The sequence below is a fragment of the Amycolatopsis thermalba genome (genome assembly GCF_023376025.1).
GTDB lineage: Bacteria > Actinomycetota > Actinomycetes > Mycobacteriales > Pseudonocardiaceae > Amycolatopsis_E > Amycolatopsis_E thermalba.
On sequence record NZ_CP091196.1, the window covers coordinates 3,487,344 to 3,512,885 of the forward strand.

A 25,542-nucleotide genomic window follows, 5' to 3' on the forward strand; every position below is an offset into this window, starting at 1 on the left:
TGGGCGCCTCCATCGGCGTGGGCATGATCGGGCACGCCTTCATGGGCGCCGTCCACGCCCACGCCTGGCGCTCGGTCCACCGGTTCTTCGACGTGCCCCTGGTGCCGCGGCTGGCCGTGCTCGGCGGCCGCGACCCGGAGCGCACGAAGGCCGCCGCCGCCAAGCAGGGCTGGCCGGACACCGAGACCGACTGGGCCACCCTGGTCGCCCGCGACGACGTCGGCATCGTCGACATCTGCACGCCCGGGGACTCGCACGCCGAGATCGCGCTGGCCGCGCTGGCCGCGGGCAAGCACGTGCTGTGCGAGAAACCCCTGGCGAACTCGGTCGCCGAGGCCGAGGAGATGGCCGCGGCCGCCGAGCGCGCGGCGGTCAACGGGCAGCGGGCGATGGTCGGGTTCAACTACCGGCGGGTGCCGGCGATCGCGCTGGCCCGCAGGATGGTCGCCGACGGCAGGCTGGGCACGATCCGCCAGGTGCGGGCCGCCTACCTGCAGGACTGGCTGGCCGACCCGGCCACGCCGATGACCTGGCGGCTGCGGCGGGACAAGGCCGGGTCCGGGGCGCTGGGCGACATCGCCGCGCACGCGGTGGACACCGCCCAGTTCGTCCTCGGCGACCGGATCACCGGGGTGTCGGCGATGACCGAGACGTTCGTGCGGGAGCGGCCGCTGTCCGGGGAGCCGGGCAGCGCGCTGGGCGAGGTCGACGTGGACGACTGCGCGGTGTTCCTGGCCCGGTTCACCGGCGGCGCGGTCGCCACGTTCGAGGCCACCCGGTTCGCGCTGGGCCGCAAGAACGCGCTGCGGCTGGAGATCAACGGGTCGCGTGGCAGCCTGGCCTTCGACTTCGAGTCGATGAACGAGCTGTCGTTCTACGACGGCGACGACGACCCGGCCGAGGCGGGGTTCCGGCGGATCCTGGTGACCGAGCCGGACCACCCCTACGTCGGGGCGTGGTGGCCGCCCGGACACCTGCTGGGCTACGAGCACACCTTCACCCACGAGATCGCCGACTTCCTCACCGCCATCGGCGAGCAGCGCGACCCCGAGCCGTCCTTCGCCGACGGCCTCCAGGTCCAGCGGGTGCTGCACGCGGTGGAGGAGAGCGCGGGCAACGGAACGTCCTGGGTCGGCGTATCAATGTCGACCGAAAGGGTGATCGATGCCTGAGAGAACTGGATTGTGGCTGGTCGGCGCGCGTGGCTCGGTGGCCACGACGGCGATCAGCGGGCTGCTCGCGATGCGGTCCGGCCTCGCCGGGCCGGACGGCTGCGTGACCGAGCGGCTCGACGTGGCGCCCGGGGTGCTCCCGGGCTGGGACGAGCTCGTCGTCGGCGGGCACGACCTGGTGGACACGCCACTGGAGAAGAAGGCGGAGCAGCTCACCGCGGGCGGGCTGCTCCCGGCCGGCCTGCTGCCGGCCATCCGCGACGGCCTGCGTGCCGTCGAGGCCGACCTGCGCCCGGTGCCCGCCGGGCGCACGCAGGCCGAGATCGCCGCGCGGCTGGCCGACGACCTGCGCGAGTTCCGCACCCGGCACGGCCTGTCGGCCGTCGTGGTGATCAACGTCTCGTCCACGGAACCCCCAACCGTGGACGCGCCGGAGCACCACGACCTCGACGCGCTGGTGGCGGCGCTGGACGAGCCGGGCCGGGAGGTGCTGCCCGGCAGCTCCCTGGCGGCGTACACGGCGGTGTCGGCGGGGTGCCCCTTCGTGGACTTCACGCCGTCGACGGGCATCCGGTTGCCCGCGCTGGTGGAATTCGCCCGGCGGCAGGGTCTGCCCTACGCCGGATCGGACGGCAAGACCGGTGAGACGCTGCTGCGCTCGGTGCTCGCGCCGATGTTCGCGGCCCGGGCGCTCAAGGTGCGCTCGTGGTCGGGCACGAACCTGCTCGGCGGCGGGGACGGCGCGACCCTGGCCGACCCGGTGAAGGCGGCCGGGAAGCTGGAGTCCAAGGCCCGCGGCCTGGCGGCGCTGCTCGGTGACGACGTGACCGCGCCGCTGCACATCGACCACGTGCCGGACCTGGGCGAGCAGAAGACGGCGTGGGACCACGTGTCGTTCGAGGGCTTCCTGGGCGCGCGGATGACCCTGCAGTTCACCTGGACCGGCTACGACTCGGCCCTGGCCGCGCCGCTGGTGCTGGACCTGGCGCGGCTGACCGCGGCCGCGTACCGGGCCGGCGAGTCCGGGCCGCTGGGCCAGCTGGCGTTCTTCTTCAAGGACCCGGTGGGCACCGGCGAGCACCGGTTCGCCGAGCAGGCGCGGATCCTGGCCGAGTGGGCGTCGTCGCTGGGGCGGCAGCAGTGAACCCCTACGTGCAGCTGGTCCGGGCCCCGGCCGCGCTGAGCGTCCTCGGCGACACCGTCGCGGGCGCCGCTGCGGCCGGTCGTCCGTTGCGGGGACGGCGGCTCGCGCTGCCGCTGGCCTCGGTGGCCTTCTACTGGTCGGGCATGGCGCTCAACGACTGGGCCGACCGGGACCTGGACGCGGTCGAGCGCCCGGAGCGGCCGATCCCGTCCGGCCGGGTCAGCCCGAACCGGGCGCTCGGGATCGCGGCCGGGCTGACCGGGGCGGGTCTCGGGTTGTCCGCGCTGGCGGGTGGCCGGGACGCCCTCAAGGTCGCCGCGCCGCTGGCGGCGGCGGTGTGGGCCTACGACACCGTGCTGAAGAAGACCCCGCTCGCGGCGGTGTCGATGGCGGTGTGCCGGTCGCTGGACGTGCTGCTCGGCGCGGGTGGCTCGGGTGCGGCGAAGGCGGTGGTCCCGGCTGCGGTGCTGGGCGGGCACACGCTCGGCGTGACGGCGTTGTCGGCCGGTGAGGTGCACGGCGGTTCCCCGGCGCGGGCGGCCGGTGCCCTCGCGCTGACCTCGGCGTCCGCGGCCGCCGCGGTGTCCGGCCGCGGCGGTGCGCCCGGTCACCGGGTGGCGGCGCTGGCCGCGGCCGCCGGATACGGCGTGAGCGTCGGGTCCAAGCAGTACGCGGCGGTGCGCAAGCCGTCCGCGGCGGTGGTGCGGACGGCCACGGCCGCCGGGATCCACGGCATGGTCCCGCTGCAGGCCGCGCTCGCGGCCCGGCGCGGCGGCGTGCTGGGCGCCGGCCTGGTCGCGCTGGCGCTGCCGCTGGCCAAGCGGCTCGGCCGGAAGGTGAGCCCGACATGAGCGGCTACCACCTCGGCTACGGCACCAACGGGTTCGCCAACCACCGGCTCGACGACGCGCTGGCGATCATCGCCGACCTCGGCTACACCTCGGTCGCGCTGACGCTGGACCACCAGCACCTCGACCCGTACGCCGGCGACCTGGCCACGCGGGTGGACCGGGTCGCGGCCCGGCTGGGCGCGCTGGGCCTGCGGTGCGTCGTGGAGACCGGCGCGCGGTTCCTGCTCGACCCGTGGCACAAGCACGAACCGACCCTGGTCAGCGAGAACGCGGACCGGCGCCTGGACTTCCTGGCCCGGGCGATCCGGGTCGCCGAGGGCCTGGGTGCCGACTGCGTGTCGTTCTGGTCCGGGGTGTCCACAGTGGACAGCGCGACGGCGTGGGAGCGGCTGCGGTCGCGGATGCCCGCGGTGCTGGCCGAGGCGGACCGGCGCGGTGTCCGCCTCGGCCTGGAACCGGAACCCGGGATGCTGGTGGAGACCCTGTCGGACGCGCTGCGGCTGCGCACCGAGCTGGGCGAACCCGAGCTGCTCGGGATCACCCTCGACGTCGGGCACTGCGTGGCCGTCGAGCCGACCGACGCGGCCGCCTGCATCCGGCAGGCCAAGGGGCTGCTGGTCAACGTGCAGCTGGACGACATGCGGCCGGGCGTGCACGAGCACCTCGAGTTCGGCGACGGCGAGCTGGACCTGCCGGCCACGCTCGCCGCGCTGGACGAGATCGGCTACACCGGGGTCGCCGCCGTCGAGCTGCCCCGGCACAGCCACGCCGCGCCGCAGGTCGCCCGTGCCGCGCTGACCGCGTTGCGGGCGGCGCGGCTGGACCAGTCGTGGCTCGGCGAGGCGCAGCGCCGGATCGCGACCGATCCGGCCGCGGTGGCGACCCTGTTCCCGGCCGCCGGACGGCACGTCGGGCGCGGGCCGCTGCACCCGGACACCGATCCGGACGGCCTGGTCCACGGCACGGCCGACGACCTCGCGCGCACGCGGCTGCTGCAAACACTGGCGGCCGCCCTGCCCGCGGACGACTTCGCCGCGGAGCTGGCCGACCTCTACCGCTACGGCGACGGCGCCGAGCGGCGGGGCGTGCTGCGGGCGCTGGCCGCGGTCGGCGACAAGGCCGTCGCCGCCGGTCTCGACCTCGTCCGCGACGCCCTGCGCAGCAACGACACCGGCCTGATCGCCGCCGCGCTCGGTCCGTTCGCCGCCCGTCACCTGGACCAGCACGGCTGGCGCCACGGCGTGCTCAAATGCCTGTTCACCGGCATCCCGCTCGCCGCCGTCGCCGAGCTGGACCGGCGGGCCGACGACGAGCTGCGCCGCATGATCACCGACTACGCGGGGGAGCGCCGCGCCGCCGGCCGCCCGGTTCCCGCCGACGCCCTCCGCTTCCTGGAAGAGACACCCTGATGCGCCTGTTCGATCCGCACATCCACATGACCTCCCGCACCACCGACGACTACGAGGCCATGTACGCCGCCGGCGTGCGGGCCCTGGTCGAGCCCGCGTTCTGGCTCGGCCAGCCGCGCACCGGTGTGTCGTCGTTCACCGACTACTTCGACGGCCTGATCGGCTGGGAACGCTTCCGCGCCGCCCAGTTCGGCATCCGCCACCACTGCACGATCGCGCTCAACCCCAAGGAGGCCAACGACCCGCGCTGCACGCCGGTGCTCGACGTGCTGCCGCGTTACCTCGCCAAGGACGGCGTGGTCGCGGTCGGCGAGGTCGGCTACGACTCGATGACCCCGGCCGAGGACGCCGCCTTCGCCCGCCAGCTGGAACTGGCGAAGGAACACGACCTGCCGGTGCTGGTGCACACCCCGCACCGCGACAAGCTGGAAGGCACCAAGCGCACGCTCGCGGTGGTCGCCGAGTCCGGCATCGCCCCGGCGCGGGTCGTGGTCGACCACCTCAACGAGGTCACCGTGGGCCTGGTCAAGGAGTCCGGCGCCTGGATGGGCTTTTCCATCTACCCGGACACCAAGATGGACGAGCAGCGCATGGTCGCGATCCTGCGCGAGTACGGCACGGAGAAGATGCTGGTCAACTCCGCCGCCGACTGGGGCCGCTCGGACCCGCTCAAGGTGCACAAGACCGGGCTGGCGATGCTCGGCGGCGGGTTCGCCGAGTCCGATGTGGACAAAGTGCTGTGGGCCAACCCGGTCGCCTTCTACGGCCAGAGCGGCCGGCTGGTGCTCGACGAGCTGCCTGGCTTCAGCGCGGCCAAGGAGACCTTCGAGGGCAACTCGGTGCTGCGCGGCGGGCGGGACGAGGCGGTCGCGTGACGCCCCTGTCCTACTGCACCAACGTCCATCCGGCCGAGGACCTGCACGGGGTCCTCGGCCAGCTCGACTCCTACGCCCTGCCGGTGCGCGAGCGGCTCGGCGCGGACCGGCTCGGGCTCGGGCTGTGGCTGGCCGCCGACGTCGCGTCGGCGCTGGCCGCGGACGCGGGCGAGCGCAAGCGGTTGCGCGCCGAGCTGGACGCGCGCGGCCTGGAAGTGGTGACGCTCAACGCCTTCCCGTACGGCGGGTTTCACGACCCGGTCGTCAAGCAGAAGGTCTACCACCCACGGTGGACCGACCGGGCACGCGCGGAGTACACGCTGAACTGCGCGGCCGTGCTGTCCGCGCTGCTGCCCGACGACGCGGAGTACGGCAGCATCTCGACCCTGCCGCTGGGCTGGCGGGAACCGTGGACGCCGGAGGACGACACGGCGGCCCAGCGGTTGCTCGACGAGGTGACCGCCGGGCTGCGGGCTCAGGAGCGGACGATCCGGCTCGCCGTCGAGCCGGAACCCGGCTGCATCCTGGACACCGTGCACGACGCCGTGTCCTGGCTGGCCGGGCGCGTCGATCCGGCCCACGTCGGCCTGTGCCTGGACACCTGCCACCTCGCGGTGTCCTTCGCCGACCCGGCCGGGGCGGTCGCCGAGATCGGCGCGGCCGGGCTGGACGTGGTGAAGGTCCAGATGTCGGCCGCGCTGCACGTGCCGGACCCGCGGGACCCGGCGGCGCGCGAGGCCCTGGCGGCGTTCGACGAGCCGCGGTACCTGCACCAGACCCGGGAGTCGGCGGGCGGCGGCGTCCGCAAGGCCGACGACCTGGGCGAGGCGTTCGCGGACCTGCCGGGGGAGGGGCCGTGGCGCGTGCACTTCCACGTGCCGCTGCACGCGACCCCGGCGGCGCCGCTGTCCTCGACCACCGAGGTGCTGGCCCAGGCCCTCGCCGCGCTGCCGCCGAAACCGGCGCACCTGGAAGTGGAAACCTACACCTGGACGGTGCTGCCGGAGGCGCACCGCCAGGACCTCATCGGCGGGATCGCGGCGGAGCTGTCCTTCGCCGCGGGATTGGTGGCGACGAAGTGAAACCGCTCCTGGTGCTCGACGTCGTGGGGATGACCCCGCGGCTGCTCAGGCACATGCCGAACGTGGCGAAGCTGGGGCAGCAGGGCTGGCAGGCGCGGCTGGACACCGTGCTGCCCGCGGTGACCTGCAGCGTCCAGTCCACGTTCCTGACCGGGCGGATGCCCAGCGAGCACGGCGTCGTCGGCAACGGCTGGTACTTCCGCGAGCTGGGCGAGGTCTTCCTGTGGCGCCAGCACAACAAGCTGGTCGAGGGCGAGAAGCTGTGGGAGACCGCGCGGGCGGTGCACCCCGGGTACCGCGCGGCGAACGTGTGCTGGTGGTACGCGATGGGCGCGACCACGGACTTCACCGTGACCCCCGGCCGATCTACTACGCCGACGGGAAGAAGGCGCCGGACTGCTACACGCGCCCGCCGGAGCTGCACGACCGGCTCACTTCGCGGCTGGGCGAGTTCCCGCTGTTCCAGTACTGGGGCCCGACCGCGTCGATCGCCTCCACCGACTGGATCGTCGGGGCGACCTCGGCGATCCTGCGGGAGGACCGGCCGGAGCTGACCCTGGCCTACCTGCCGCACCTGGACTACGACCTGCAGCGGTTCGGCCCGGACTCGCCGCAGGCCATCGCGGCGGCACGCGCGGTCGACGCGTCCGTGGCGCCGCTGCTGGACCAGGCCCGCGCCGACGGTGTCGGGGTGGTGGCGTTGTCGGAGTACGGCATCACCAACGCGCACCGGCCGGTGGACGTCAACCGGCTGCTGCGCCGCGAGGGCCTGCTCGAGGTCTACACGCAGGACGGCATGGAGTACCTGGACCCGTGGACGTCGCGGGCCTTCGCCGTCGCCGACCACCAGGTCGCCCACGTCTACGTGGCCGACGAAGCGGACCTGCCGCGGGTGCGCGGCCTGCTGGGGGAACTGTCCGGTGTGGACGAAGTGCTGGACCGGCAGGCCCAGTCCCGCTACGGCATCGACCACCCGCGTGCCGGTGAGTTCGTGGTGACCGCGGAGCCGGACGCGTGGTTCACCTACTACTACTGGCTCGACGACGACCGCGCGCCGGACTTCGCGCGTGGCGTGGAGATCCACCGCAAGCCCGGGTACGACCCGGCCGAGCTGTTCTTCGACCCGGCCGATCCGCTGGTCAAGGCCAAGGCCGGGCTGAACCTGGTGCGCAAGAAGGCCGGCCTGCGGTACGCGATGAAGACCACGCCGCTGGACCCGGCGCCGGTGCGCGGCTCGCACGGGCGACTGCCGGACTCGCCGGACGACGGGCCGGTGCTGCTGTGCGGGGACGCGGACGTGCCGGAGCGGGCACGGCTGGCCGCCACCGAGGTCCGCGACCTGCTGCTGAGCGTGCAAGGACTGAAGACGACGGAAGGGAGCCGGCGATGAGCCGTCCGGTCACGTTGTTCACCGGCCAGTGGGCCGATCTGCCCTTCGAGGAGGTGTGCCGGCTCGCCTCGCAGTGGGGCTACGACGGGCTGGAGATCGCCTGCAGCGGCGACCACTTCGAGGTCGACCGGGCGCTCGCCGAGGACGACTACGTCGCGGGACGGCACAAGATCCTGGAGTCCCATGGCCTGAAGGTGTGGGCGATCTCGAACCACCTGGTCGGGCAGGCGGTGTGCGACGACCCGATCGACGAGCGGCACCGCAACATCCTGCCGCCCCGCGTCTGGGGCGACGGCGAGCCGGAGGGCGTGCGTCAGCGGGCCGCCGCCGAGATGGCCGACACCGCCCGGGCCGCGGCGAAGCTCGGCGTGGACACCGTCGTCGGCTTCACCGGGTCGAAGATCTGGAAGTACGTGGCGATGTTCCCGCCGGTGTCGCAGGACGTGATCGACGACGGGTACGCCGACTTCGCCGAGCGCTGGAACCCGATCCTGGACGTGTTCGACGAGGTGGGGGTGCGGTTCGCGCACGAGGTGCACCCGTCGGAGATCGCCTACGACTACTGGACGACTCGCCGGGCCCTGGACGCGGTGGGCAACCGGGCGGCGTTCGGGCTGAACTGGGACCCGTCGCACTTCGTGTGGCAGGACCTCGATCCGGTCGGGTTCATCCTGGACTTCGCCGACCGGATCTACCACGTCGACTGCAAGGACACGAAGAAGCGGTTCGACGGCCGCAACGGGCGGCTCGGGTCGCACCTGGCGTGGGCCGATGCGCGGCGCGGGTGGGACTTCGTGTCCACCGGGCACGGTGACGTGCCGTGGGAGGAGTGCTTCCGGGCGCTCAACTCGATCGGCTACCGCGGGCCGATCTCGGTGGAGTGGGAGGACGCCGGCATGGACCGGTTGCGCGGCGCCGAGGAGGCGGTCGGGTTCGTCCGGAACCTGCTGTGGGACAAGCCCGCCGCCGCCTTCGACTCCGCGTTCAGCACCGAGCGCTGACCCCGCGAGTCCCACGTTCAGTCGCGCGAGTCCCACGTTCAGGGCCTCGAGTTCCGCCTTCAGGCGCCCGGGTCGCCCAATCGCCAGTTCAGTGACTGGGCGACCCGCGTTCCGGAGCGTGGGACTCGCGCCGGTCAGCTGAACAGCGCGCTGTAGCCGTTGAGCGCGGGCTGGCCGCCGAGGTGCGCGTACAGCACGGTCGAGCCGGCCGGGATCTCCTTGCGCGACACCAGGTCGATGAGCCCGGCCATCGACTTGCCCTCGTACACCGGGTCGGTGACCATGCCCTCGGTGCGGGCGGCGAGCTTCATCGCGTCGAGGGTCTGCTCGTCGGGGATGCCGTAGATGCCGGCGTGGTAGCGCTCGTCGAGTTCGACCTCCGGTTCGCGCTCGACGCCGAGCAGTCCGGCGGTGTTGCGGGCGATCCGGGCGATCTGGTCGCGGGTCTCGTCCGGTTTGGCGGAGCCGTCGATGCCGAGGACGCGGCGCGGCCGGTCCTCGTCCAGGGCGGCGAACCCGGCGATCATCCCGGCCTGGGTGGAGCCGGTGACCGAGCAGACGATGATCGTGTCGAAGTGCACGCCCAGCTCGCGTTCCTGCTCGGCGACCTCGGCGGCCCACCGGGCGAAGCCGAGCCCGCCCAGGCGGTGGTCGGACGCGCCGGCCGGGATCGCGTAGGGCTTGCCGCCGCGTTCGCGGATCTCCTCCAGGGCCTGCTCCCAGCTCTCCTTGACGCCGATGCCGAAGCCGGCCTTGACCAGCCGCACGTCGGCGCCGGCCAGGCGGCTGATCAGGATGTTGCCCACCTTGTCGTAGACGGCGTCCGGCCAGTCGACCCAGCTCTCCTGCACCAGGACGCACTTCAGCCCGGCCCGTGCCGCGACGGCCGCGACCTGCCGGGTGTGGTTGGACTGGACGCCGCCGATGGAGACCAGGGTGTCGCAGCCCTGGGCGATGGCGTCCGCGACGAGGTACTCCAGCTTGCGGGTCTTGTTCCCGCCGAACGCGATGCCGGAGTTGCAGTCCTCGCGCTTGGCCCAGATCTCGGCGCCGCCGAGGTGGGCGGTGAGCCGGTCCAGCCGGTGCACCGGCGAGGGCCCGAAGAGCAGGGGATAACGCTCGAAGTCGGCGAGGGACATGGGGGCTCCGTTCTCGTGGGGGCGTTCGCGCAGGGTTCGCGGGCGGGAAGGTGGGACTCGCGGGCGGGAAGGTGGGACTCGCGCGCGGGACGGTGGGACTCGCGCGCGGGAAGGTGGGACTCGCGCGCCGGAGTGTGGGACTCGCGGGCGGGGTCAGTCGGCGAGGTCTTCCAGTTCCCGCCAGATCTCGGTGGTCACCTCGGTGGCCGCGGCCGTGTCGCGGACGCGGCAGGTCGCGATGAGCCGCTCGTGCAGCTCCGCCGACTGGTGCCCGGCCCCCTCGGCGAAGCGGATCCGCTCCAGGCGGCGGATCAGTGGCGTGTAGCGGTCGATCGTCGCGGCGACCGCGCGGTTGCCGCAGGCACGCACCAGCACGTCGTGCAGGTCGTCGTCCGCGCGCAGGGCCCCGTCGACGTCTCCGGCGCGGGCCGCGGCGGCGAAGCGGTCGTTCGCGGCCGCCATCGCGTCGCAGTCGGCGTCGGTCAGCCGGGGGACCGCCGTGCGCGCGGCCAGTTCGTGCATCGCCCGCACCACGGCCGCCGCGTCGCGGACGTCCCGGGACAGCAGGGGGTGACCCGGGTGTGGCTCTGCGGTTTGGTCTCGATCAGCCCCTCGTCGGCGAGCCGGGCCAGTGCGTCGCGCACCGGCGCCCGCGACAGGCCCAGCTCCTGCGCCAGGTCGGCGTCGCGCACCACGCTGCCCGGGGCGAGATCGCCGCGCACGATCGCGTCCCGGATGACCTGGTGCGCGGTTTCCCGCAGCAACGTGCGCCGGACTCGTTCCACAACTGACATGTTAGATGTCAATCGCCAGGAAAACCAGCCCGGTTTCGCCACCCCCTCCGCCGGTTACTCGCCCAGCGTGGCGGCGTCAGCTGCGGATTCCGAGGGGCCGGACGACCTGGTCGGCCAGCCCCGTGACGCCATCACCGGCCCGGTCGCCGACGCCGAGGCCGTCGCCGAGCGCATCAGCAGCGAGGAGCGCCCGCTCGGCCCGCCCGGCAAGCCGATGAACAAGCGCTCGCCGTTCTTCGTGGGCATGGCCGCGGCCGCCGGGGCGGCGGTCACCGCCGGCGCGGTCTGGTTCCTGTTCATCGCCAGCGGCACGCTCGTGCTCATCGGCGTCGCGCTGTTCGCGGCGATCGGACTGGAACCCGTCGCGTCCTGGCTCGTCCGGCACGGCCTGCCGCGGCCGCTGGCGGTCACGGTGATCGTGGTCGGCGGGCTGGGCCTGGCCGCCGGGTTCTTCGCCGCGCTGATCCCGCCCCTGGTCGAGCAGGCCGTCCGGTTCATCGACCAGGTGCCGGAGTACCTGGCGCGGCTGGGCGACCGCAGCTCGTGGCTCGGCCAGGTCAGCGCGCGGTTCGACCTGCAGCAACGGCTCCAGAGCACGTTCAGCGACCCCAACCCGGCCCTGGTCAGCGGCCTGCTCGGCAGCGGGCGCGCGGTGCTGGGCACGCTCACCGACACGCTGATCGTGCTCGTCCTGACGATCTACTTCCTCGCCGACTTCCCGCGGCTGCGCGCCACGATCTACCGGTTCGTGCCGCACACCCGCCGCCCGCGCGCGATCCTCATCGGCGACCAGATCTTCGCCAAGGTCGGCTCGTACGTGCTGGGCAACGTCGTCATCTCGATCATCGCCGGGGTGCTGGGGTTCATCTGGTTCACGATCTTCGGCATCCCGTACCCGGTGCTGCTGGCGCTGCTGCTCGCGGTGCTCGACCTGATCCCGGTGATCGGCGCGATCATCGCCGGGGTCGTGGTGAGCCTGACCGCGCTGACCGTGTCCTGGCCGGTGTGCCTGGCCACGGTCGGGTTCTTCATCGTCTACCGGTTCGTCGAGGACTACCTGCTGACGCCGAAGATCATCGGCCGGTTCGTGGACGTGCCCGCGCTGGTCACGGTCGTCGCGGTGGTGCTCGGCGGGGTGCTGCTGGGCATCGTCGGCGCGCTCGTGGCCATCCCGGTGGCCGCCGCGGTGCTGCTGTTCGTGCGGGAAATCGTGTTCCACCGGCTCGACCACAGCTGAATGTGACCTGCGTCTTTCCCACCGCGGCGAGCCACGGGTTACCGTTCCCGCGTGCCACGCCCCACCCTTCCCGCCGGTGACCTCGCCCGCACCGTCGTCTTCGCCGCGTTCATCGCCGTGCTCGGGCTGTTCCCGGGCCTCTACGTCGGCGGCTCCGGTGTGCCCATTGTGCTGCAGAACGCCGGCCCGCTGCTGGCCGGATGCGTGCTCGGCGCGCGCCGCGGCACCGCGTCGGTCGTGCTGTTCCTCGCGCTGACCGCGATCGGCCTGCCCCTGCTGTCCGGCGGCCGCGGCGGGATCGCGCCCTTCATCGGCCCCAGCGGCGGGTTCCTGATCGGCTGGATCCCGTCGGCGCTGGTGGTGGGGCTGATCGTGGCGCGGCTGAAGCGGGCCAACCTGCCGGTGCTGCTGCTCGCCGCCGCGGCCGGTCTGGTCGTCGACTACGTCTTCGGCATCACCTACCTCGGCGTCTACACCGGCGACCTGGGTGCCGCCGCCGTGCAGTCGCTGGTGTTCCTGCCCGGCGACGCGGCCAAGGTCGTCGCGGTCGCCCTGATCGGCGCCGTCGTGCACCGCGCGCTGCCCGGCAAGCTGGTGGGATCGGCGTCCCGGAGCGAGTGACGGTGGTGCCGGACGAACGGGCGTACGGCGCGGCGCGGTGGCTGGCCGGCCGCGGGATCGGCGAAGGCTCGCGGGTCGCGCTCGACGTGCCGGACGTGCTGCCGTGGTTCCTCGGCGCGGACCTGCTGGGCGCCGCGTCCCTGGTGATCGAGCCGTCCTGGACGCCCACCGAGCGGGCCGCGGTGCTGGCCGACGCTCGCCCGGACCTCGTCGTCACCGCCCCGGCTCCCACCCCCGCCGAGCCGGTCGAGGCCGCCGGCGACGGGGAGACGTTCTTCTACCTGCCCACGACCTCGGGCAGCAGCGGCAGCCCGAAGGTCCTGGTGCGCACCCGGGACTCGTGGCTGCGCAGTTTCGCCGCGCTCGGCCCGCTGCCCGGGCCGGTGCTGATCCCCGGGCCGCTCAGCTCGTCGCTGTTCCTGTTCGGCGCGCTGCACGGCCGGTGGTGCGGCCGGCCGGTGATCACGTTGCCGCGCTGGGACGCCGAGGCCGCGGCCCGGACCGAGGCGGCGACCGTGCACCTGGTGCCGGCGATGCTGTCCACTCTGCTGTCGGTGCTGGAGCGGCGTGGTGGCTCGTCCGGGTTGCGGACGGTGGTGTGCGGCGGGGCGCATCTCGGCGACGAGGTCCGTGCCCGGTTCGCCCGTGTGCTGCCGGAGGCGGAGCTGATCGAGTACTACGGCTCGGCGGAACACTCGCTGATCGCGATCCGGCGTGGCGCCGGGGGACTGCGTCCCGTTCCCGGCGTGGAGCTGGACGTGCGCGACGGGGTGCTGTGGGTGCGGTCTCCGCTGGCCTACGCCGGGCAGCTGCGCGATGGCGACCTGCGCGCGGCCGGTGACTGGTCCACCGTGGGCGACCTCGCCGAGTTCGATGCGTCCGGTGCGCTGGTCGTGCGGGGCCGGGCCGGGGCCACGGTGTCCAGCGGCGGGCGGCTGGTGCCCGCCGAGGAGGTCGAGGCCGTGCTGCGGAGCGCGCCCGGCGTGGTGGACGTGCTGGTCAGCGGCACGCCGCACCCCCGCCTGGGCGAGCTGGTCACGGCGGTCGTCGAGGGTCCGGCGCGGCTGCGGGAGCTGCGGGCGGTCGCCCGGGACCGGCTCGCGCCCGCGAACCGGCCGCGGCGCTGGCTGCTGGTCAAGGAGCTGCCACGCACCGCGTCCGGCAAGCCGGCCCGGGCGGTGGTCGCCGCGCGGCTGGCTGAGGGGACTCTGCCCGCGGAGCCGTTGACGTGACCATGGCTGCCGTGATGGCCGTGCTCGATGAACCGGCCCGGGCGCTCGCCGCCGCGCGGCTCGGGACTCTGTCCGTGGAGCCGCTGCCGTGACCACGCCCGTCGTGATCGCCGCGCGGCGCACCGCGATCGGCAACGCGTTCGGTGCCCTGCGCGGGGTGCCGGTGGACGAGCTGGCCGCGCCCGTGCTGCGCGCCGCCCTCGACGACGCCGGTCTGTCCACAGTGGATGACGTGGTGCTGGGCAACGTGTTCGGGCCCGGGGGGAATCCGGCGCGGGTCGCGGCGTTGCGCGCGGGGCTCGGGGTGCCCGGGGTGACCGTGGACCGGCAGTGCGCGAGCGGGCTGGCCGCCATCACCCTGGCCGCGGCGATGATCCGGGCCGGGGACGGCGAGGTGTTCCTCGCGGGCGGGGTGGAAAGCGCCTCGACCGCGCCGTTCCGCGCCTGGCGGGTCGACGGCAGCAGCGAGCCGGGCGAGTTCTACACGCGCGCGCCGTTCGCGCCGGCCGAGATCGGCGACCCGGACATGGGCCCGGCCGCGGACCTGGTCGCCGCGGAGGCCGGGATCTCGCGGCAGCGGCAGGACGCGTTCGCCGCCCGCAGTCACGCGCGCGCGGTCGCGGCGCAGCGGGCGGGCCGGTTCGACGCGGAGATCGTGCCGGTGCGCGGGGTCGCGCGGGACGAGCGTCCGCGGGACGGCTTCACCGAGGCCCGGCTGGCGCGGTTCCGGCCGGCGTTCACCCCGGACGGCACCGCGACGGCGGCGAACTCGTGCGGAATCAACGACGGCGCGGCGGCGGTGCTCATCGTCAGCGAGCGGGTGCAGCGGCGGCTCGGCGTGCCGGGGCTGCGGCTGGTCGCGTCGGCGACGTCGGCGGTGGACCCGAACCGGCTCGGGCTGGGCGCGGTGCCGGCGATGCGGACCGTGCTGGACGGGACGCCCGATGTGGTCGAGTTCAACGAGGCGTTCGCCGGGCAGGCGCTGGCGTGTCTGGACGCGGCGGGCCTCGACGAGCAGATCGTGAGCCCGGACGGCGGGGCGATCGCGCTCGGTCACCCGTGGGGGGCCTCGGGTGCGGTGCTGGTGGTGCGGTTGTTCGGCACACTGGTGCGGCAGCGGGGCGGTGGGTGCGGCGTGGCCGCGCTGTCCGCCGGGGCGGCGTGGGCGTCGCGACGAGGTGGGAGGCCGGATGATCGAGTTCGAGGGCGTCGGGCACCGCTACGGCGCGCGGGTGGTGCTGTCCGAAGTGGACTTGCGCATCCCGGAGCGGCGGGTGGCGTTCGTCGGCGCCAACGGGTCCGGCAAGTCGACCCTGGCGCGGATGATCAACGGGCTGGTGGCGCCGACGTCGGGCCGGGTGCTGGTCGACGGGCTGGACCCGGTGCGCGAGGGCCGGGCGGTGCGCAGGCGGGTCGGGTTCCTGTTCACCAACCCGGACAGCCAGATCGTGATGCCCACGGCCGGTGAGGACGTGGCGTTCTCGCTGCGCCGGAGCGGACTGTCCAAAGCGGAGCGTGCTGCCCGGGCGGCGGAGGTGCTGTCGCGCTACGGGCTGGGGGACTATGTCGATCATCCGGCGCACCAGCTGTCCGGCGGGCAGAAGCAGTTGCTGGCGCTGTGCGCGATGCTGGTGCTGGAGCCGGACATCCTGGTCTGCGACGAGCCGACGACGCTGCTGGACCTGCGCAACAAGCGCCGGTTCGCGGAGACGCTGGCCGGGCTGCCGCAACAGGTGGTCCTGGTGACGCACGACCTGGACCTGCTGGACGCCTTCGACCGAGTCGTGGTCCTGGACGCGGGCCGCATCGCGGCGGACGACACCCCGGAGGCGGCGCTGGCGCACTACCGGAAGTTGATCGCATGAGCCCGCACCACGCCCCGGCGGCCGGCCCGCCGCGCGGAGCTGATCTCGCCGGCGGGCGGTTGGTCCATGGGCGACCTGGTCGTGCCCCCATTCGGTACGGGCTCGGCTCCGGCCTCCTGTGCTGGGCGCCGGTGGCCGGCGTGCCCGGTGGGGCTGGTCTCGGCGCGGGCGGGTGGCTTGCCCGTGTGCTACCTGGTTCTACCTTCACTCGGCACGGGCTGGGCTCCAGCTTCCTGCGCCGGGCGTTGTGGGCTGGGGCTGGTCCCGGCGTTGGTGGGCGGTTGGCTCGTGTGCTAGCTGGTCGGGCCCCCGCGCGGTGCGCGCTGGGCGGGGGAGGGCCGTTGCCTGGCTGGATGAACGCCTGGTACGAGCGGGGCTCCGACCCCCGGCACCGGGTTCCGGCGGCCGGCCGGCCGCGCGGGGCTGATGTCAGCGCCGGCGGGCGGGTGGCCCCTGAGCGACCTGGTCGTGCCCCCATTCGGTACGAGCTGGGCTGCAAGGTCCTGCACGGGGCTTCGGCGGCCGGCCCGCCGCGCGGAGCTGATCTCGCCGGCGGGCGGTTGGCTCGTGTGCGACCTGGTCGTGCCCCCATTCGGTACGAGCCGGGCGCGCGGGGGCCGTTGCCTGGCCGGGATTCGGGGCTGGCCGGATGAACGCCTGGTACGAGCCGGGCACCAGCGTCCTGCACCGGGCTCCGGCGGGGGTGAAGTTCCTGGCGCTGCTGGCGCTCGCCGCGGTGATCTTCGTGTTGCGGTCGCCGTTGTGGCTCGGTGCGTTGTGCGCGGTGGCCGTCGCCGGGTATGGGGTCGCTCGGGTGTCCTGGCGGCGGTGCTGGGGGCTGCTGCGGTCGCTCGGGCTGCTCGTCGTGGTCGTGTTCGCGCTGCAGTGGTGGCTGCTCGGCCTGGAACCGGCCGTCGTGGTGTGCCTGCGGATCGTCGCCGCGCTCGCCGCCGCGAACCTGGTCACCCTCACCACCCGGGTGGACGACCTGGTCGCCGCGGTCGAGCGGGGGCTGGGGCCGCTGCGGCGGTTCGGGGTGCGGCCGGAGCGGCTCGGCCTGCTGGTCGGCCTGACGCTGCAGGCCGTGGCGACGCTGACCGGCATCGCGGGTGAGGTCCGGGAGGCGGCGAAGGCACGCGGCGCGGACCGGTCGGTGGTCGCGTTCACCGTGCCGTTCCTGGTGCGGACCCTCCGCCACGCCGACGAGCTGGGCGAGGCCCTGGCCGCCCGCGGCGAGGGTGATCGCTGACGCGTCGCGCCGGGTGATCGCCGCCCACTATCCTGGGCCGGTGACCGACGAGGCCCCCGGCGGCCGCCGCAGCAGGCTCGGCCAGGCGTTGCGCGAGGTCGACCGGCGCGAGAGCCTGCTCCGCACCGCGCGGTTCGTGCGGCGGCTCGCACCCGGCGACAGCGAGATGGGCGACCCGCTGTCCACCGCGGGCCGGCTGCCGTCGCACCGTCTGGCCCGCGCCCTGGCCGGCAGCCCGGAGCCGAGCGTGCTCCGCGAGCTGGGGCTGACCGCGGTGCAGGTGTGGCAGGCGTTCACCGGCTCCCGGCACGCCACCGAAACCGCCGGGATCACCATCCTCTTCACCGACCTGGTCGGCTTCTCGACGTGGGCCCTGGAAGCCGGCGACGACGCGGCGCTCCGCCTGCTGCGGGAGGTCGGGCGCGTGACCGAGCCCGAGATCACCCGCCGCGGCGGCCGGGTGGTGAAACGCCTCGGTGACGGCCTGATGGCCGTGTTCGCGGACCCGGGCGCCGGGGTCGACGCGGCCGTGGAGGCGTGCGCACGGGTCGCCGAGCTGGAGATCTCCGGGCACCGGCCGAGCCTGCGGGCCGGCCTGCACGCGGGGACGCCGCGCAAGCTCGGGCACGACTACCTGGGCGTGGACGTCAACGTGGCGGCGCGGGTGGCCGACGCCGCGGCCGGCGGGCAGGTCCTGATCTCCGCCCCCGTGCGCGACGCGCTCGACCCGGAGCGCTTCGAGGTGCGCCGCAAACGCTGGTTCCGCGCGAAGGGCACGCCACGGGACCTGGAGATCTTCTCGGTCGAGCCCGCCTGACGCCGGTCGGGGCCCCCGCGGCGCCGAGGATGGGGAACACGGCGCTGACCCGATGGGGACACGGCTGTCTGTCGCGGCCCGGCGGCCGACCCCCGGCAGCGCGCCGACGCCAAGGCCGAGTGGGTGCGTTCGTTCGCGTCGGCGAAGGCCGCGTCTTGCCGACCGGCCTGGGTTCACGCTGCGGTTGATCGGGCTGCACCGTGGCTGCGGCCGGCCGCAGGCCCGGTGGCCGCACTGGCCTCCCGACCGCACTGGCCCTCCCGAGGTTCACGGGTACTGCCCGTGCCCCACGTCTGCGGCCCCGCCGGCCGAAATCCCACCCCCGTGCCCCGCGCGCGCAGGTGCCTACCCGAGCGTCCCGCCCGGCCGGAGGGGCACGGCCACCCACCCGCCGGGCGCGATTCCCGGCGGCGCTCGGCGGCCGGCCAGGACGGTCCCGCCGGTGGCTCGCGGCCCGTGGCGGTGCATTCCTCCGGCGAGCGGGGCAACATCCGGGAACGGCTCGCGGATCTCGTGCGGCACCAGCACGTCGGCGCCACCCGGGGCGACGAGCGGAGCCACTTTCCCGGCCGTCATGGGGATCCTCCTGTTCCGCCCAAATCGGGCGCCGGTGCGGGTCGGCGAAAAAACGCTGCCACACAAGGGTTTTCGGGTTCCGGTGAACACCGGACGACTCCACGTTGCCCGAAGCGTCCGCCGGGTTCAAGCCCGCCCCGCAGCTTCATACGAACGGGTTTTTGCTTCCCTTGCGCCGCAACGGGTTCATCATGACGCGGAGGTGTTCACCGTCCGCGACGAAAGCCTCCGATTCCTCGCTCACAAGGTCTGCCGCGGCTCCCGGAAGTGTGGTGCGGCGTTTTCGCCGTTTCACCCGGCAGCCGGAGTGCTACACCTCCGACCGCGTCTTTCCCCTTCCCCCGAGGAGAATTCATGTCGACCCGCCTCGCCGATGTGTCCGCACCCCCGCGACCGCGTGCCCCGGCGGAACCGGACTTCGGCCGGGCGCGTGCGGTGGCCGAGAGCGCCCTCGGCGAGTTCCTCGACGCGCAGGCCCGCGATCCGGCCGACGACTGCCTGCCGCCGCTGGTCGACGTGCTGCGCGAGTTCGTCCGGGACGGCACCTGGTTGCGCCCGCTGTGCTGCCACTGCGGATGGCTCGCCGCGGGCGGTGACCCGGCAGGCGGGGCGGTCGCGCGGGTCGGCGCGGCGCTGGAACTGTTCCACTCCTTCGCGCTCATCCACGCCGACGTCCTGGACGGCTCGGACCTGCACCGGCGGCTCGCCGGGCGCTACCGCGGCCACGACGCCGAGGCGGCCGCCCGGTTCGCCGCGCACGCGGTGATCCTGCTCGGCGACCTGTGCCTGGTATGGGCCGACGAACTGCTGCTGACCGCCGGCCTGGGCGAGGACGACCTGCGGCGGGTCGCGCCGGTGCTGCACGCGATGCGCAGCGAGGTCCTGGCCGGCCAGTACCTCGACCTCGGCGGCGAGTGGACCGAGGACGTGCTCGACCGCAGCTGGCGCGCCCTGCGCCTGACGAGCGCCGGCTCCACCGTGGAACGGCCGTTGCAGATCGGGGCCGCGCTCGCCGGGGGCGGCCCCGATCTGCTGCGCTGGTGCACCGCCTACGGCCGTCCGCTGGGCGAGGCGTTCCAGCTGCGCGACGACCTGCTCGGCGTGTTCGGCGACCCCGGGACCACCGGCGAGTCCGTGCTCGACGACCTGCGCCGCGGCAAGCGGACCGTGCTGATGGCCCTGACCTGGCGGCGCGCGCGGCCCGGGCAGCGCGAGCTGATCCGTACGCTGCACGGCGATCCGGAGCTCGGCGAGGACGGTGCGGCGCGGCTGCGGGAGGTCATCACCGAGACCGGTGCCGAGCATGCGGTTGGGGAGCTGATCGAGGCCAGGGCGCGTGAGGCGTTGGCCGCGTTGGAGGCGGCGGAGTTGCCCGCGCCGGCCCGTCGTGCCTGTGCGGAGTTGGTGCGGCTGGCCACCCGTCGCACGCCGTGATCCGCACGGCGTGTCCACTTCGGACCACCGGCCCGGTCATCCGCGCTCGGCGATCAGCTCCAGCTCCAGGTCGAGGTACCGGCCGGTCATGCCCTTCATCGCGGTGACCCCGAAGGCGTAGCGGTCCACCCGGCTGCGGGCCCGCGCCCGCAGCCGGGGCCCCTCCGCGATCACCGAATCGACGACCACGTCCAGCGGGCCGCTGGTGCCGCGCACCGTCAGCGTGCCGCGCAGCACCCACCCGGCGCCGTCGCGCTCCGCCGCTGCCGACGTGAACGTGATGTCCGGGTGCCGCGAGGTGTCCAGGTACTGGCCGGATCGCACCGTGCGGTCGCGCCCGGAGTTGCCGGTGTCGATGCTCGCCGCGTCGATGGTCGCCACCACCTCCGAGCCACCCACCGGGTCGGCCACCCGCACCTGCCCCTCGCGCAGGCGGAACGACCCGCGCACCGGGCCCAGGCCGAAGAAGTGCCGCGTGCGGAACGACAGGCGCGAGGCGGCCGCGTCGATGCGGTAGGCGCCCGCCGCCGGGACTTCGATCGTGCTGGAAGCCGTCATGGTGGCCAGTCTGGCACGCACCACCGGCCGCGCGTCGGCCGGAGGTGGCCGGCGATGTCGACTTTGGTCGCTGGTCGCCGCGGCCGAAGTGGCCGTAGGCTCGCCGACGTGTACGGCGAGCTGCTCTGCGAACGGGGGCGGACGGTCCTGACCGTCGCCGCCGCGATCGGGTTCGCCGCCACCGCGGCGGGGGAGGCCCTCTCCGGGGTGCGCGGCGCCCTGCTGGTCGCGGATCTCGTCCTCGGCGCCCTGGGTTGCGCGCTGGTGCCGCTGCTGTTCCGCCGGCCGGTGCCGGCCGCGGTCGCGCAGATGGTGCTGACCGCGCTGGTGCCGACCGCGACACCCCCGGCGAGCATCGGCGTCGTGCAAATCGCGCGGCGCGGGCCGCTGGCCGTGGCGGTGGGGGTCGCCACGGCCGGGGTCGCCGGGCACCTCGTCCGCGGGCTGTGGCGGCCCACCCCCGGCCTGCCCTACCAGTGGTGGGTCGTGCTGGTGGTGCTTGGGCACGCCGCGCTCGTCGGCGGCGGCGCGCTCGCCGAGGCCCGCCGCCAGCTGATCCTGTCGCTCACCGAACGCGCCCGCCGCGCCGAGGCCGAGCAGGGCCGCCGCATCGCCGAGGCCCGCGCGGCCGAGCGCACCCGCATCGCCCGCGAGATGCACGACGTGCTCGCGCACCGCCTGTCGCTGCTGGCCACCTACGCCGGGGCGCTGGAGTACCGGCCGGACAGCTCGCCGGACCGCATCGCACAGGCCGCCGGAGTCATCCGCGCCACCGTGCACCAGGCGCTGAACGAGCTGCGGGACGTGATCGCGCTGCTGCGGGACACCGACGAGGACCCCGAGGGCCCGCTCCCGACGCTGAGCGGGCTGTCCGACCTGGTCGAGGAGTCCCGCGCGGTCGGCACCCCGGTCGAGGTGCGCGACGGGCTCGCCGACCCGGCCGCGGTGCCCGGCGCGACCGGCCGCACCGCCTACCGCGTCCTGCAGGAGGCGCTGACCAACGCCCGCAAGCACGCGCCCGGCAGCCCGGTGCGCATCGACCTCCGCGGCGCGCCCGGCGAGCGGCTGCGGATCGTGGTGTCCAACCCGGTGTCCGGTGGCGCGCCCGGGCCGGGCGGCGGGACGGGGCTGGTGGGCCTGACCGAGCGGGTGCGGCTGGCCGGCGGCCGGCTCGACCACCAGGCCGCGGCGGGGGAGTTCCGGTTGGCGGCGGAGCTGCCGTGGCCGGCGTGACGCGCGTGCTGATCGTGGACGACGACGCCCTGGTGCGCTCGGGCCTGACCATGATGCTCGACGGCGCGCCGGGCATCGCCGTGGTGGGCCAGGCCGGCGACGGGGACGAGGTGGCCGCCGCGCTCGACGCGCACCCCGCCGACGTCGTGCTGATGGACATCCGGATGCCGCGCCTGAACGGGATCCTCGCCACCCACCGGACCCGGGCGCGGCCGAACCCGCCCGAGGTGGTCGTGCTGACCACGTTCGACACCGACGAGAACGTGCTGCGGGCACTGCGCGCCGGGGCGAGCGGGTTCCTGCTCAAGGACGCGCCGCCCGCGGACATCGCCGACGCCGTCCGCCGGGTCGCGGCCGGTGATCCGATCCTGTCCCCGCGCATCACGCGCAGGCTGATGGACCGCGCCGCCGTGGAGGCCGGGTCCTACGAGCGGGCGCGCGCCGCGTTCGCCACCCTCAGCCCGCGCGAGCGGGAAGTGGCCCTCGGCGTGGGCCGTGGCTCGACGAACGCCGAGATCGCCGCGGAGCTCCACCTCAGCGTGGCGACGGTGAAGGCGCACATCACCCGGATACTGTCCAAACTGGACGCCGGCAACCGCACCCAGATCGCGCTCATGGCGCACGACGCCGGTTTCTGTTGAGCCGTCAGCGTTTCACCACGCGGAACGTCTTCAGCTGCGGGTCGGCGGGATCCGGCAGGTACATGCCCGCGTCGAGGCCGCTCAGCAGGTAGTCCACCACGGCGCGGGTGATCACCTCGCCCGGCGCCACCGCGGGTACGCCCGGCGGGTACGGGCTGATCGTCTCCGCGGCCACGCGGCCGATCGCCTCCTCCGGCGGAACGTCCTCGATGGGGCCGAAGAACGCGTCGCGCGGCAGGATCGCCTGCTCCAGCTCCAGTTCACCGGGCTCGGGCAGGTCCACCGCTTGGCGGGGCGGATCTCGTCGATCCGGTCCGCCAGGTCGCGGATCGCGGTGAGCAGCCTGCCGGTGGTCTCCTCGTCGTCGGCGATCGTGATCTGCGCGGCCATCCGGCGGTGGTCGGACAATCCCATGTCGATCCGGTGGTGCTCGCGCAGCCATTCGCTCGCGTCGTAGCCGGATCGGTCCAGCTCCTGCAGATCCAGCACGATCTTCAGCGGGTCGTGGTCGTCGGCCAGCCGCGGCCCGACCAGGTCGTCCCGTTCCAGCACGCGGATTCCGGGAACGGCGGCCAGTTCCGCCCGCACGGACGCGGCCAGGTCGAGCGCCCGGCCGAGCAACTCCTCGCCGTGCTGCACCATCTGCCGCCGCCAGCCGTCGAGCCCGGCGAAGATCAGCGCGCTCGGGCTCGTGGTGCCCAGCAGGTCCGCCCGGGATGCCAGCACCTGCGGATCGACCCGCTCGCCGCGCAGGTGGAACACCGAGCCCTGCTCCAGGCCGCAGCCCATCTTGTGCACGCTGGTGACGCAGATGTCCGCGCCCGCGTCCATCGCCCACCACGGCAGCGCCGGGTGGAACGGGAAGTGCGCGCCCCACGCCTCGTCCACGATGAGCGGCACGTCGTGGACGAGGCACACCCGCGCGGTCTCGCGGATCGCCGCGCACGCCCCGTAGTCGGTCGGCGTGATCAGCAACATCCCCTTGGCGTCCGGGTGTTTCGCGAACGCGTCCCGCACGTCCTCCGGTCCCGGCGGGTGCGCGAGGTGGAACCGCCCGTCCCACCGCGGTGCACCCACACCGGCTGCACGCCGCTGATGATCAGCCCGGCCACCACGGACTTGTGCGCGTTGCGGGACACCAGCAGCTTCTCGCCCGGCCCGGCGACGGCCAGCATCGCGCTCTTGACCGACAACGAGCTGCCGCACGTGGAGAAGTAGGCCTCCTCGGCGTCCACCGCGTCGGCCATCAGTTCCTCGGCCTTGGCCAGCACGCCCCGCGACATGCGGCGGTCGTCGAGGCCGTTCATCAGGATGATGTCGGAGGCGAACACGTCCCGGCCCACGACCTCGGCCAGCCGCGGTCGATGCCGCGTCCCTGTTTGTGGCCGGGCGGGATGAATCCCAGGTGACCGTGCTCGCGGTACCGCTGGATGGCTTCGATCACGGGTGCCTGCGCATGGTCCACGGCCGGGGCTTCCCCGTGCGCGCGGACGGCAAACTCCTCAGTGGACGCGGGGGTCCACCCCCGGAAAGGTGTCCCCCGTTCATGGGATTCCGCGTGGCGGTTGCCGCTGGTCGCGTGTTAATTTCCGACCTCGCGTGGCCGTACACGACGCTGGAGGGGAACGTATGTGTGCCGAGCCGGTTCCGGGTGCCCGATGAGCGACCGGACTCCCATCTTCGACGACGTGGTCGCCGCGGCCGGGCTCGACTGGGCCGAGCTGCAGGCCGGTGACGAGGTCCCATCGGCCGCGGAGGGAGTCGCGGAGGAGGCCGTCTCGTGACCCGGCCGGGTTCCGATCGCGTGGAATCCGGCGTTGCGGTGGCGCAGGCACGCGGGAGCCGCCATCCTGCGAGCATGGCGGACGGGACAGAAGCCGGGCCGGGCGAGCTCTTCTGGCAGATCGTCGAAGTGCTGCACGTGCCGCGTTCGCTCGCCGAGCGGGAGCTCGCGCGCTCCCGCTCCGACGTCGCGAACGGCGTCATCCGGCCGGGTGATCCGGCCGAGCCCTACGCGCTGGCCTGGCGGCGCATCCGCACCCAGTGGGCGGGGCAGGAACTGGCCTGAGTGCGCGGCCCTGGCGGATCGGCGTGCCGGGCGGTGCGGTCGTGCGCGCGTGCCGCGACGCTGGGTGCGGCGCCCGCTCAGTCAATCGCGTCGGCGCCGGGTGCCTGGCGTGAGCGGCTCCCGCCGCTGCCGAACCAGCCTGAGCGCGCGGCGCGGCGTCTGCGTCGCCGAGGCGCAGGTGCTGCTCGGCGCGCGTGCGGACTGGATGCCGGGCCTGAGACGTTCGCCCCGGGGCCTTCCCCGCACCGCCGATCTCCCTTAACGTGCGCTAAGCAAGGTTCCGGCCGTCGCGGCCGGGACGGGCTAACGGGAAGGGGTGTTGCGACATGGAGGTCGGCAACGCGGTCGCGCTGGTGACCGGTGGTGCGTCGGGGCTCGGGCTGGCGACGGTCAGGGAGCTGCACGGGCGCGGCGCGAAGGTCGTCATCGTGGACCTGCCCTCGTCGCAGGGCGAGGCCGTGGCCAAGGAACTGGGCGACGGGGTGGTGTTCGCCGCGGCCGACGTGACCGACGAAGCCCAGGTGAGCGCGGCGCTGGACGCCGCGGAGCAGCTGGGCACGCTGCGGGTGGCGGTGAACTGCGCCGGCATCGGCAACGCGCACAAGACCGTGGGCAAGCAGGGCGCCTTCCCGCTGGAGGCCTTCACCAAGGTCATCAACGTCAACCTGGTCGGCACGTTCAACGTGATCCGCCTGGCCGCCGAGCGCATCGCCGAGGCAGAGCCGGTGGGCGAGGAGCGCGGCGTGATCGTCAACACCGCCTCGGTGGCGGCGTTCGACGGGCAGATCGGCCAGGCCGCGTACTCGGCCTCGAAGGGCGGCATCGTGGGCATGACCCTGCCCATCGCCCGTGACCTGGCGAGCCTGAAGATCCGGGTGGTCACGATCGCGCCGGGCCTGTTCCACACGCCGCTGTTCGCGACCCTGCCCGAGGAGGCCATCGCGTCGCTGGGCGCGCAGGTGCCGCACCCCTCGCGCCTGGGCGACCCTGCCGAGTTCGCGGCGCTGGCCCGGCACATCGTGGAGAACCCGATGCTCAACGGCGAGACCATCCGCCTCGACGGCGCCATCCGCATGGCACCCCGCTGACCCGGTGGCGCGGCAGCGGCGCCCCGGCCCGCTGCCGCGCCCCGTTATCGTTCCCCCGTGACCTCT

At 74.1% G+C, this 25,542-nt stretch carries 25 protein-coding genes and 3 pseudogenes; 21 read left to right on the plus strand and 7 right to left on the minus strand.

Features of this window, described 5'->3' with window-relative positions; genetic code table 11:
* Window positions 1-23 precede the first annotated feature (23 nt).
* From L1857_RS16715 to L1857_RS16750, 8 genes and pseudogenes are all read left to right on the plus strand, one after another.
* On the plus strand, window positions 24-1,172 hold the full coding sequence (locus tag L1857_RS16715; protein WP_198958305.1) for a Gfo/Idh/MocA family protein: 1,149 nt from the start codon (window positions 24-26) through the stop codon (window positions 1,170-1,172).
* The gene (locus L1857_RS16720; protein ID WP_249465554.1) at window positions 1,165-2,316 is read left to right on the plus strand and encodes an inositol-3-phosphate synthase; all 1,152 of its coding nucleotides are present in this window, start codon (window positions 1,165-1,167) and stop codon (window positions 2,314-2,316) included. The genes L1857_RS16715 and L1857_RS16720 overlap by 8 nt, the downstream gene beginning before the upstream one ends.
* On the plus strand, window positions 2,313-3,167 hold the full coding sequence (locus tag L1857_RS16725) for an SCO3242 family prenyltransferase (RefSeq protein ID WP_249467434.1): 855 nt from the start codon (window positions 2,313-2,315) through the stop codon (window positions 3,165-3,167). Before L1857_RS16720 ends, L1857_RS16725 begins: the two co-directional genes overlap by 4 nt.
* A complete protein-coding gene (locus L1857_RS16730; protein WP_249465557.1) occupies window positions 3,164-4,576 on the plus strand; it encodes an EboA domain-containing protein in 1,413 nt (470 codons plus the stop codon). The genes L1857_RS16725 and L1857_RS16730 overlap by 4 nt, the downstream gene beginning before the upstream one ends.
* A complete protein-coding gene (locus L1857_RS16735; RefSeq protein WP_116110002.1) occupies window positions 4,576-5,451 on the plus strand; it encodes a TatD family hydrolase in 876 nt (291 codons plus the stop codon). The genes L1857_RS16730 and L1857_RS16735 overlap by 1 nt, the downstream gene beginning before the upstream one ends.
* Window positions 5,448-6,533: a metabolite traffic protein EboE gene (gene eboE / locus L1857_RS16740; protein WP_116110003.1), complete on the plus strand. Its 1,086-nt coding sequence runs from the start codon at window positions 5,448-5,450 to the stop codon at window positions 6,531-6,533. The genes L1857_RS16735 and eboE overlap by 4 nt, the downstream gene beginning before the upstream one ends.
* A pseudogene (locus tag L1857_RS16745) lies at window positions 6,530-7,923 on the plus strand (alkaline phosphatase family protein). The gene eboE and the pseudogene L1857_RS16745 overlap by 4 nt, the downstream one beginning before the upstream one ends.
* Complete coding sequence (locus L1857_RS16750) at window positions 7,920-8,924, plus strand: sugar phosphate isomerase/epimerase family protein (protein ID WP_094007004.1); 1,005 nt, start codon at window positions 7,920-7,922, stop codon at window positions 8,922-8,924. The pseudogene L1857_RS16745 and the gene L1857_RS16750 overlap by 4 nt, the downstream one beginning before the upstream one ends.
* A 134-nt stretch (window positions 8,925-9,058) precedes the next feature.
* Here L1857_RS16750 and L1857_RS16755 read toward each other — a convergent pair whose 3' ends face one another.
* Complete coding sequence (locus L1857_RS16755) at window positions 9,059-10,063, minus strand: 1-aminocyclopropane-1-carboxylate deaminase (protein ID WP_249465560.1); 1,005 nt, start codon at window positions 10,061-10,063, stop codon at window positions 9,059-9,061.
* A 153-nt stretch (window positions 10,064-10,216) separates the two neighbouring features.
* Window positions 10,217-10,857 (minus strand): annotated as a pseudogene (locus L1857_RS16760) (GntR family transcriptional regulator).
* Between the two features lie 67 nt (window positions 10,858-10,924).
* Between L1857_RS16760 and L1857_RS16765 the strand changes: the two are divergent.
* The 7 genes and pseudogenes from L1857_RS16765 (at window position 10,925) to L1857_RS16795 (ending at window position 17,878) form a co-directional block, all read left to right on the plus strand.
* Window positions 10,925-12,094 (plus strand): AI-2E family transporter, encoded by a 1,170-nt coding sequence (locus tag L1857_RS16765; RefSeq protein WP_094007009.1) that lies wholly within the window; start codon window positions 10,925-10,927, stop codon window positions 12,092-12,094.
* 51 nt (window positions 12,095-12,145) lie between these two features.
* Window positions 12,146-12,715, plus strand: a complete 570-nt coding sequence (locus L1857_RS16770; protein ID WP_094007010.1) for a biotin transporter BioY — start codon at window positions 12,146-12,148, stop codon at window positions 12,713-12,715.
* A gap of 2 nt (window positions 12,716-12,717) precedes the next feature.
* Window positions 12,718-13,947, plus strand: a complete 1,230-nt coding sequence (locus L1857_RS16775; RefSeq protein ID WP_116110028.1) for a class I adenylate-forming enzyme family protein — start codon at window positions 12,718-12,720, stop codon at window positions 13,945-13,947.
* A 157-nt stretch (window positions 13,948-14,104) separates the two neighbouring features.
* Window positions 14,105-15,052, plus strand: a pseudogene (locus tag L1857_RS16780) (thiolase family protein); the annotation flags it as partial.
* A gap of 85 nt (window positions 15,053-15,137) precedes the next feature.
* On the plus strand, window positions 15,138-15,812 hold the full coding sequence (locus L1857_RS16785) for an energy-coupling factor ABC transporter ATP-binding protein (protein WP_094007014.1): 675 nt from the start codon (window positions 15,138-15,140) through the stop codon (window positions 15,810-15,812).
* A 649-nt stretch (window positions 15,813-16,461) separates the two neighbouring features.
* Entirely contained in the window at window positions 16,462-17,061 is a 600-nt protein-coding gene (locus L1857_RS16790) for an energy-coupling factor transporter transmembrane component T family protein (protein ID WP_116110008.1), read from the plus strand.
* A gap of 40 nt (window positions 17,062-17,101) precedes the next feature.
* Window positions 17,102-17,878, plus strand: a complete 777-nt coding sequence (locus L1857_RS16795) for an adenylate/guanylate cyclase domain-containing protein (protein WP_094007156.1) — start codon at window positions 17,102-17,104, stop codon at window positions 17,876-17,878.
* Between the two features lie 345 nt (window positions 17,879-18,223).
* Here L1857_RS16795 and L1857_RS16800 read toward each other — a convergent pair whose 3' ends face one another.
* Window positions 18,224-18,454, minus strand: a complete 231-nt coding sequence (locus L1857_RS16800; protein ID WP_116110009.1) for a hypothetical protein — start codon at window positions 18,452-18,454, stop codon at window positions 18,224-18,226.
* 354 nt (window positions 18,455-18,808) lie between these two features.
* On the opposite strand from L1857_RS16800, the gene L1857_RS16805 reads away from it, so the two are divergent.
* Entirely contained in the window at window positions 18,809-19,888 is a 1,080-nt protein-coding gene (locus tag L1857_RS16805; protein WP_249465562.1) for a polyprenyl synthetase family protein, read from the plus strand.
* Window positions 19,889-19,924: 36 nt separating this feature from the next.
* Here L1857_RS16805 and L1857_RS16810 read toward each other — a convergent pair whose 3' ends face one another.
* Window positions 19,925-20,446 (minus strand): YceI family protein, encoded by a 522-nt coding sequence (locus tag L1857_RS16810; RefSeq protein ID WP_116110011.1) that lies wholly within the window; start codon window positions 20,444-20,446, stop codon window positions 19,925-19,927.
* A 108-nt stretch (window positions 20,447-20,554) separates the two neighbouring features.
* Between L1857_RS16810 and L1857_RS16815 the strand changes: the two genes are divergently transcribed.
* A complete protein-coding gene (locus L1857_RS16815) occupies window positions 20,555-21,679 on the plus strand; it encodes a sensor histidine kinase (RefSeq protein ID WP_116110012.1) in 1,125 nt (374 codons plus the stop codon).
* A complete protein-coding gene (locus L1857_RS16820) occupies window positions 21,667-22,320 on the plus strand; it encodes a response regulator transcription factor (protein ID WP_094007024.1) in 654 nt (217 codons plus the stop codon). Before L1857_RS16815 ends, L1857_RS16820 begins: the two co-directional genes overlap by 13 nt.
* A gap of 4 nt (window positions 22,321-22,324) precedes the next feature.
* On the opposite strand, the gene L1857_RS35705 is transcribed toward L1857_RS16820, so the two are convergent.
* The 3 genes from L1857_RS35705 to L1857_RS35715 are packed head-to-tail and all read right to left on the minus strand — an operon-like array spanning window position 22,325 to window position 23,651.
* Window positions 22,325-22,495 carry an Orn/Lys/Arg family decarboxylase gene (locus tag L1857_RS35705; protein WP_429727764.1) on the minus strand — a complete coding sequence of 57 codons (171 nt, stop codon included), beginning with the start codon at window positions 22,493-22,495 and terminating at the stop codon, window positions 22,325-22,327.
* Window positions 22,432-23,337: an aminotransferase class I/II-fold pyridoxal phosphate-dependent enzyme gene (locus L1857_RS35710; protein WP_116110013.1), complete on the minus strand. Its 906-nt coding sequence runs from the start codon at window positions 23,335-23,337 to the stop codon at window positions 22,432-22,434. The genes L1857_RS35705 and L1857_RS35710 overlap by 64 nt, the downstream gene beginning before the upstream one ends.
* Window positions 23,289-23,651: a hypothetical protein gene (locus tag L1857_RS35715; protein ID WP_429727765.1), complete on the minus strand. Its 363-nt coding sequence runs from the start codon at window positions 23,649-23,651 to the stop codon at window positions 23,289-23,291. The genes L1857_RS35710 and L1857_RS35715 overlap by 49 nt, the downstream gene beginning before the upstream one ends.
* A 327-nt stretch (window positions 23,652-23,978) precedes the next feature.
* Between L1857_RS35715 and L1857_RS35400 the strand changes: the two genes are divergently transcribed.
* From L1857_RS35400 to L1857_RS16835, 3 genes are all read left to right on the plus strand, one after another.
* Window positions 23,979-24,104: a hypothetical protein gene (locus tag L1857_RS35400; RefSeq protein WP_255407928.1), complete on the plus strand. Its 126-nt coding sequence runs from the start codon at window positions 23,979-23,981 to the stop codon at window positions 24,102-24,104.
* A gap of 74 nt (window positions 24,105-24,178) precedes the next feature.
* Window positions 24,179-24,388, plus strand: coding sequence for a hypothetical protein (locus L1857_RS16830; RefSeq protein ID WP_094007025.1), 210 nt, complete (start codon window positions 24,179-24,181; stop codon window positions 24,386-24,388).
* A 326-nt stretch (window positions 24,389-24,714) separates the two neighbouring features.
* Entirely contained in the window at window positions 24,715-25,476 is a 762-nt protein-coding gene (locus L1857_RS16835; protein WP_116110015.1) for a 3-hydroxyacyl-CoA dehydrogenase, read from the plus strand.
* Window positions 25,477-25,542: the final 66 nt, after the last annotated feature.

Excerpts from the sequence above, each read along its gene's own strand:
- L1857_RS16835 (WP_116110015.1), top strand. The coding sequence starts at position 24,715 with ATGGAGGTCGGCAACGCGGTCGCGCTGGTGACCGGTGGTGCGTCGGGG.
- L1857_RS16790 (WP_116110008.1), top strand. The coding sequence starts at position 16,462 with ATGAACGCCTGGTACGAGCCGGGCACCAGCGTCCTGCACCGGGCTCCG.
- L1857_RS16755 (WP_249465560.1), bottom strand. The coding sequence starts at position 10,063 with ATGTCCCTCGCCGACTTCGAGCGTTATCCCCTGCTCTTCGGGCCCTCG.
- L1857_RS16785 (WP_094007014.1), top strand. The coding sequence starts at position 15,138 with ATGATCGAGTTCGAGGGCGTCGGGCACCGCTACGGCGCGCGGGTGGTG.
- L1857_RS16720 (WP_249465554.1), top strand. The coding sequence starts at position 1,165 with ATGCCTGAGAGAACTGGATTGTGGCTGGTCGGCGCGCGTGGCTCGGTG.
- L1857_RS16810 (WP_116110011.1), bottom strand. The coding sequence starts at position 20,446 with ATGACGGCTTCCAGCACGATCGAAGTCCCGGCGGCGGGCGCCTACCGC.
- L1857_RS16830 (WP_094007025.1), top strand. The coding sequence starts at position 24,179 with ATGGCGGACGGGACAGAAGCCGGGCCGGGCGAGCTCTTCTGGCAGATC.
- L1857_RS16750 (WP_094007004.1), top strand. The coding sequence starts at position 7,920 with ATGAGCCGTCCGGTCACGTTGTTCACCGGCCAGTGGGCCGATCTGCCC.
- L1857_RS16715 (WP_198958305.1), top strand. The coding sequence starts at position 24 with ATGATCGGGCACGCCTTCATGGGCGCCGTCCACGCCCACGCCTGGCGC.
- L1857_RS16800 (WP_116110009.1), bottom strand. The coding sequence starts at position 18,454 with ATGACGGCCGGGAAAGTGGCTCCGCTCGTCGCCCCGGGTGGCGCCGAC.
- L1857_RS16735 (WP_116110002.1), top strand. The coding sequence starts at position 4,576 with ATGCGCCTGTTCGATCCGCACATCCACATGACCTCCCGCACCACCGAC.
- L1857_RS35400 (WP_255407928.1), top strand. The coding sequence starts at position 23,979 with ATGAGCGACCGGACTCCCATCTTCGACGACGTGGTCGCCGCGGCCGGG.
- L1857_RS16730 (WP_249465557.1), top strand. The coding sequence starts at position 3,164 with ATGAGCGGCTACCACCTCGGCTACGGCACCAACGGGTTCGCCAACCAC.
- L1857_RS16805 (WP_249465562.1), top strand. The coding sequence starts at position 18,809 with ATGTCGACCCGCCTCGCCGATGTGTCCGCACCCCCGCGACCGCGTGCC.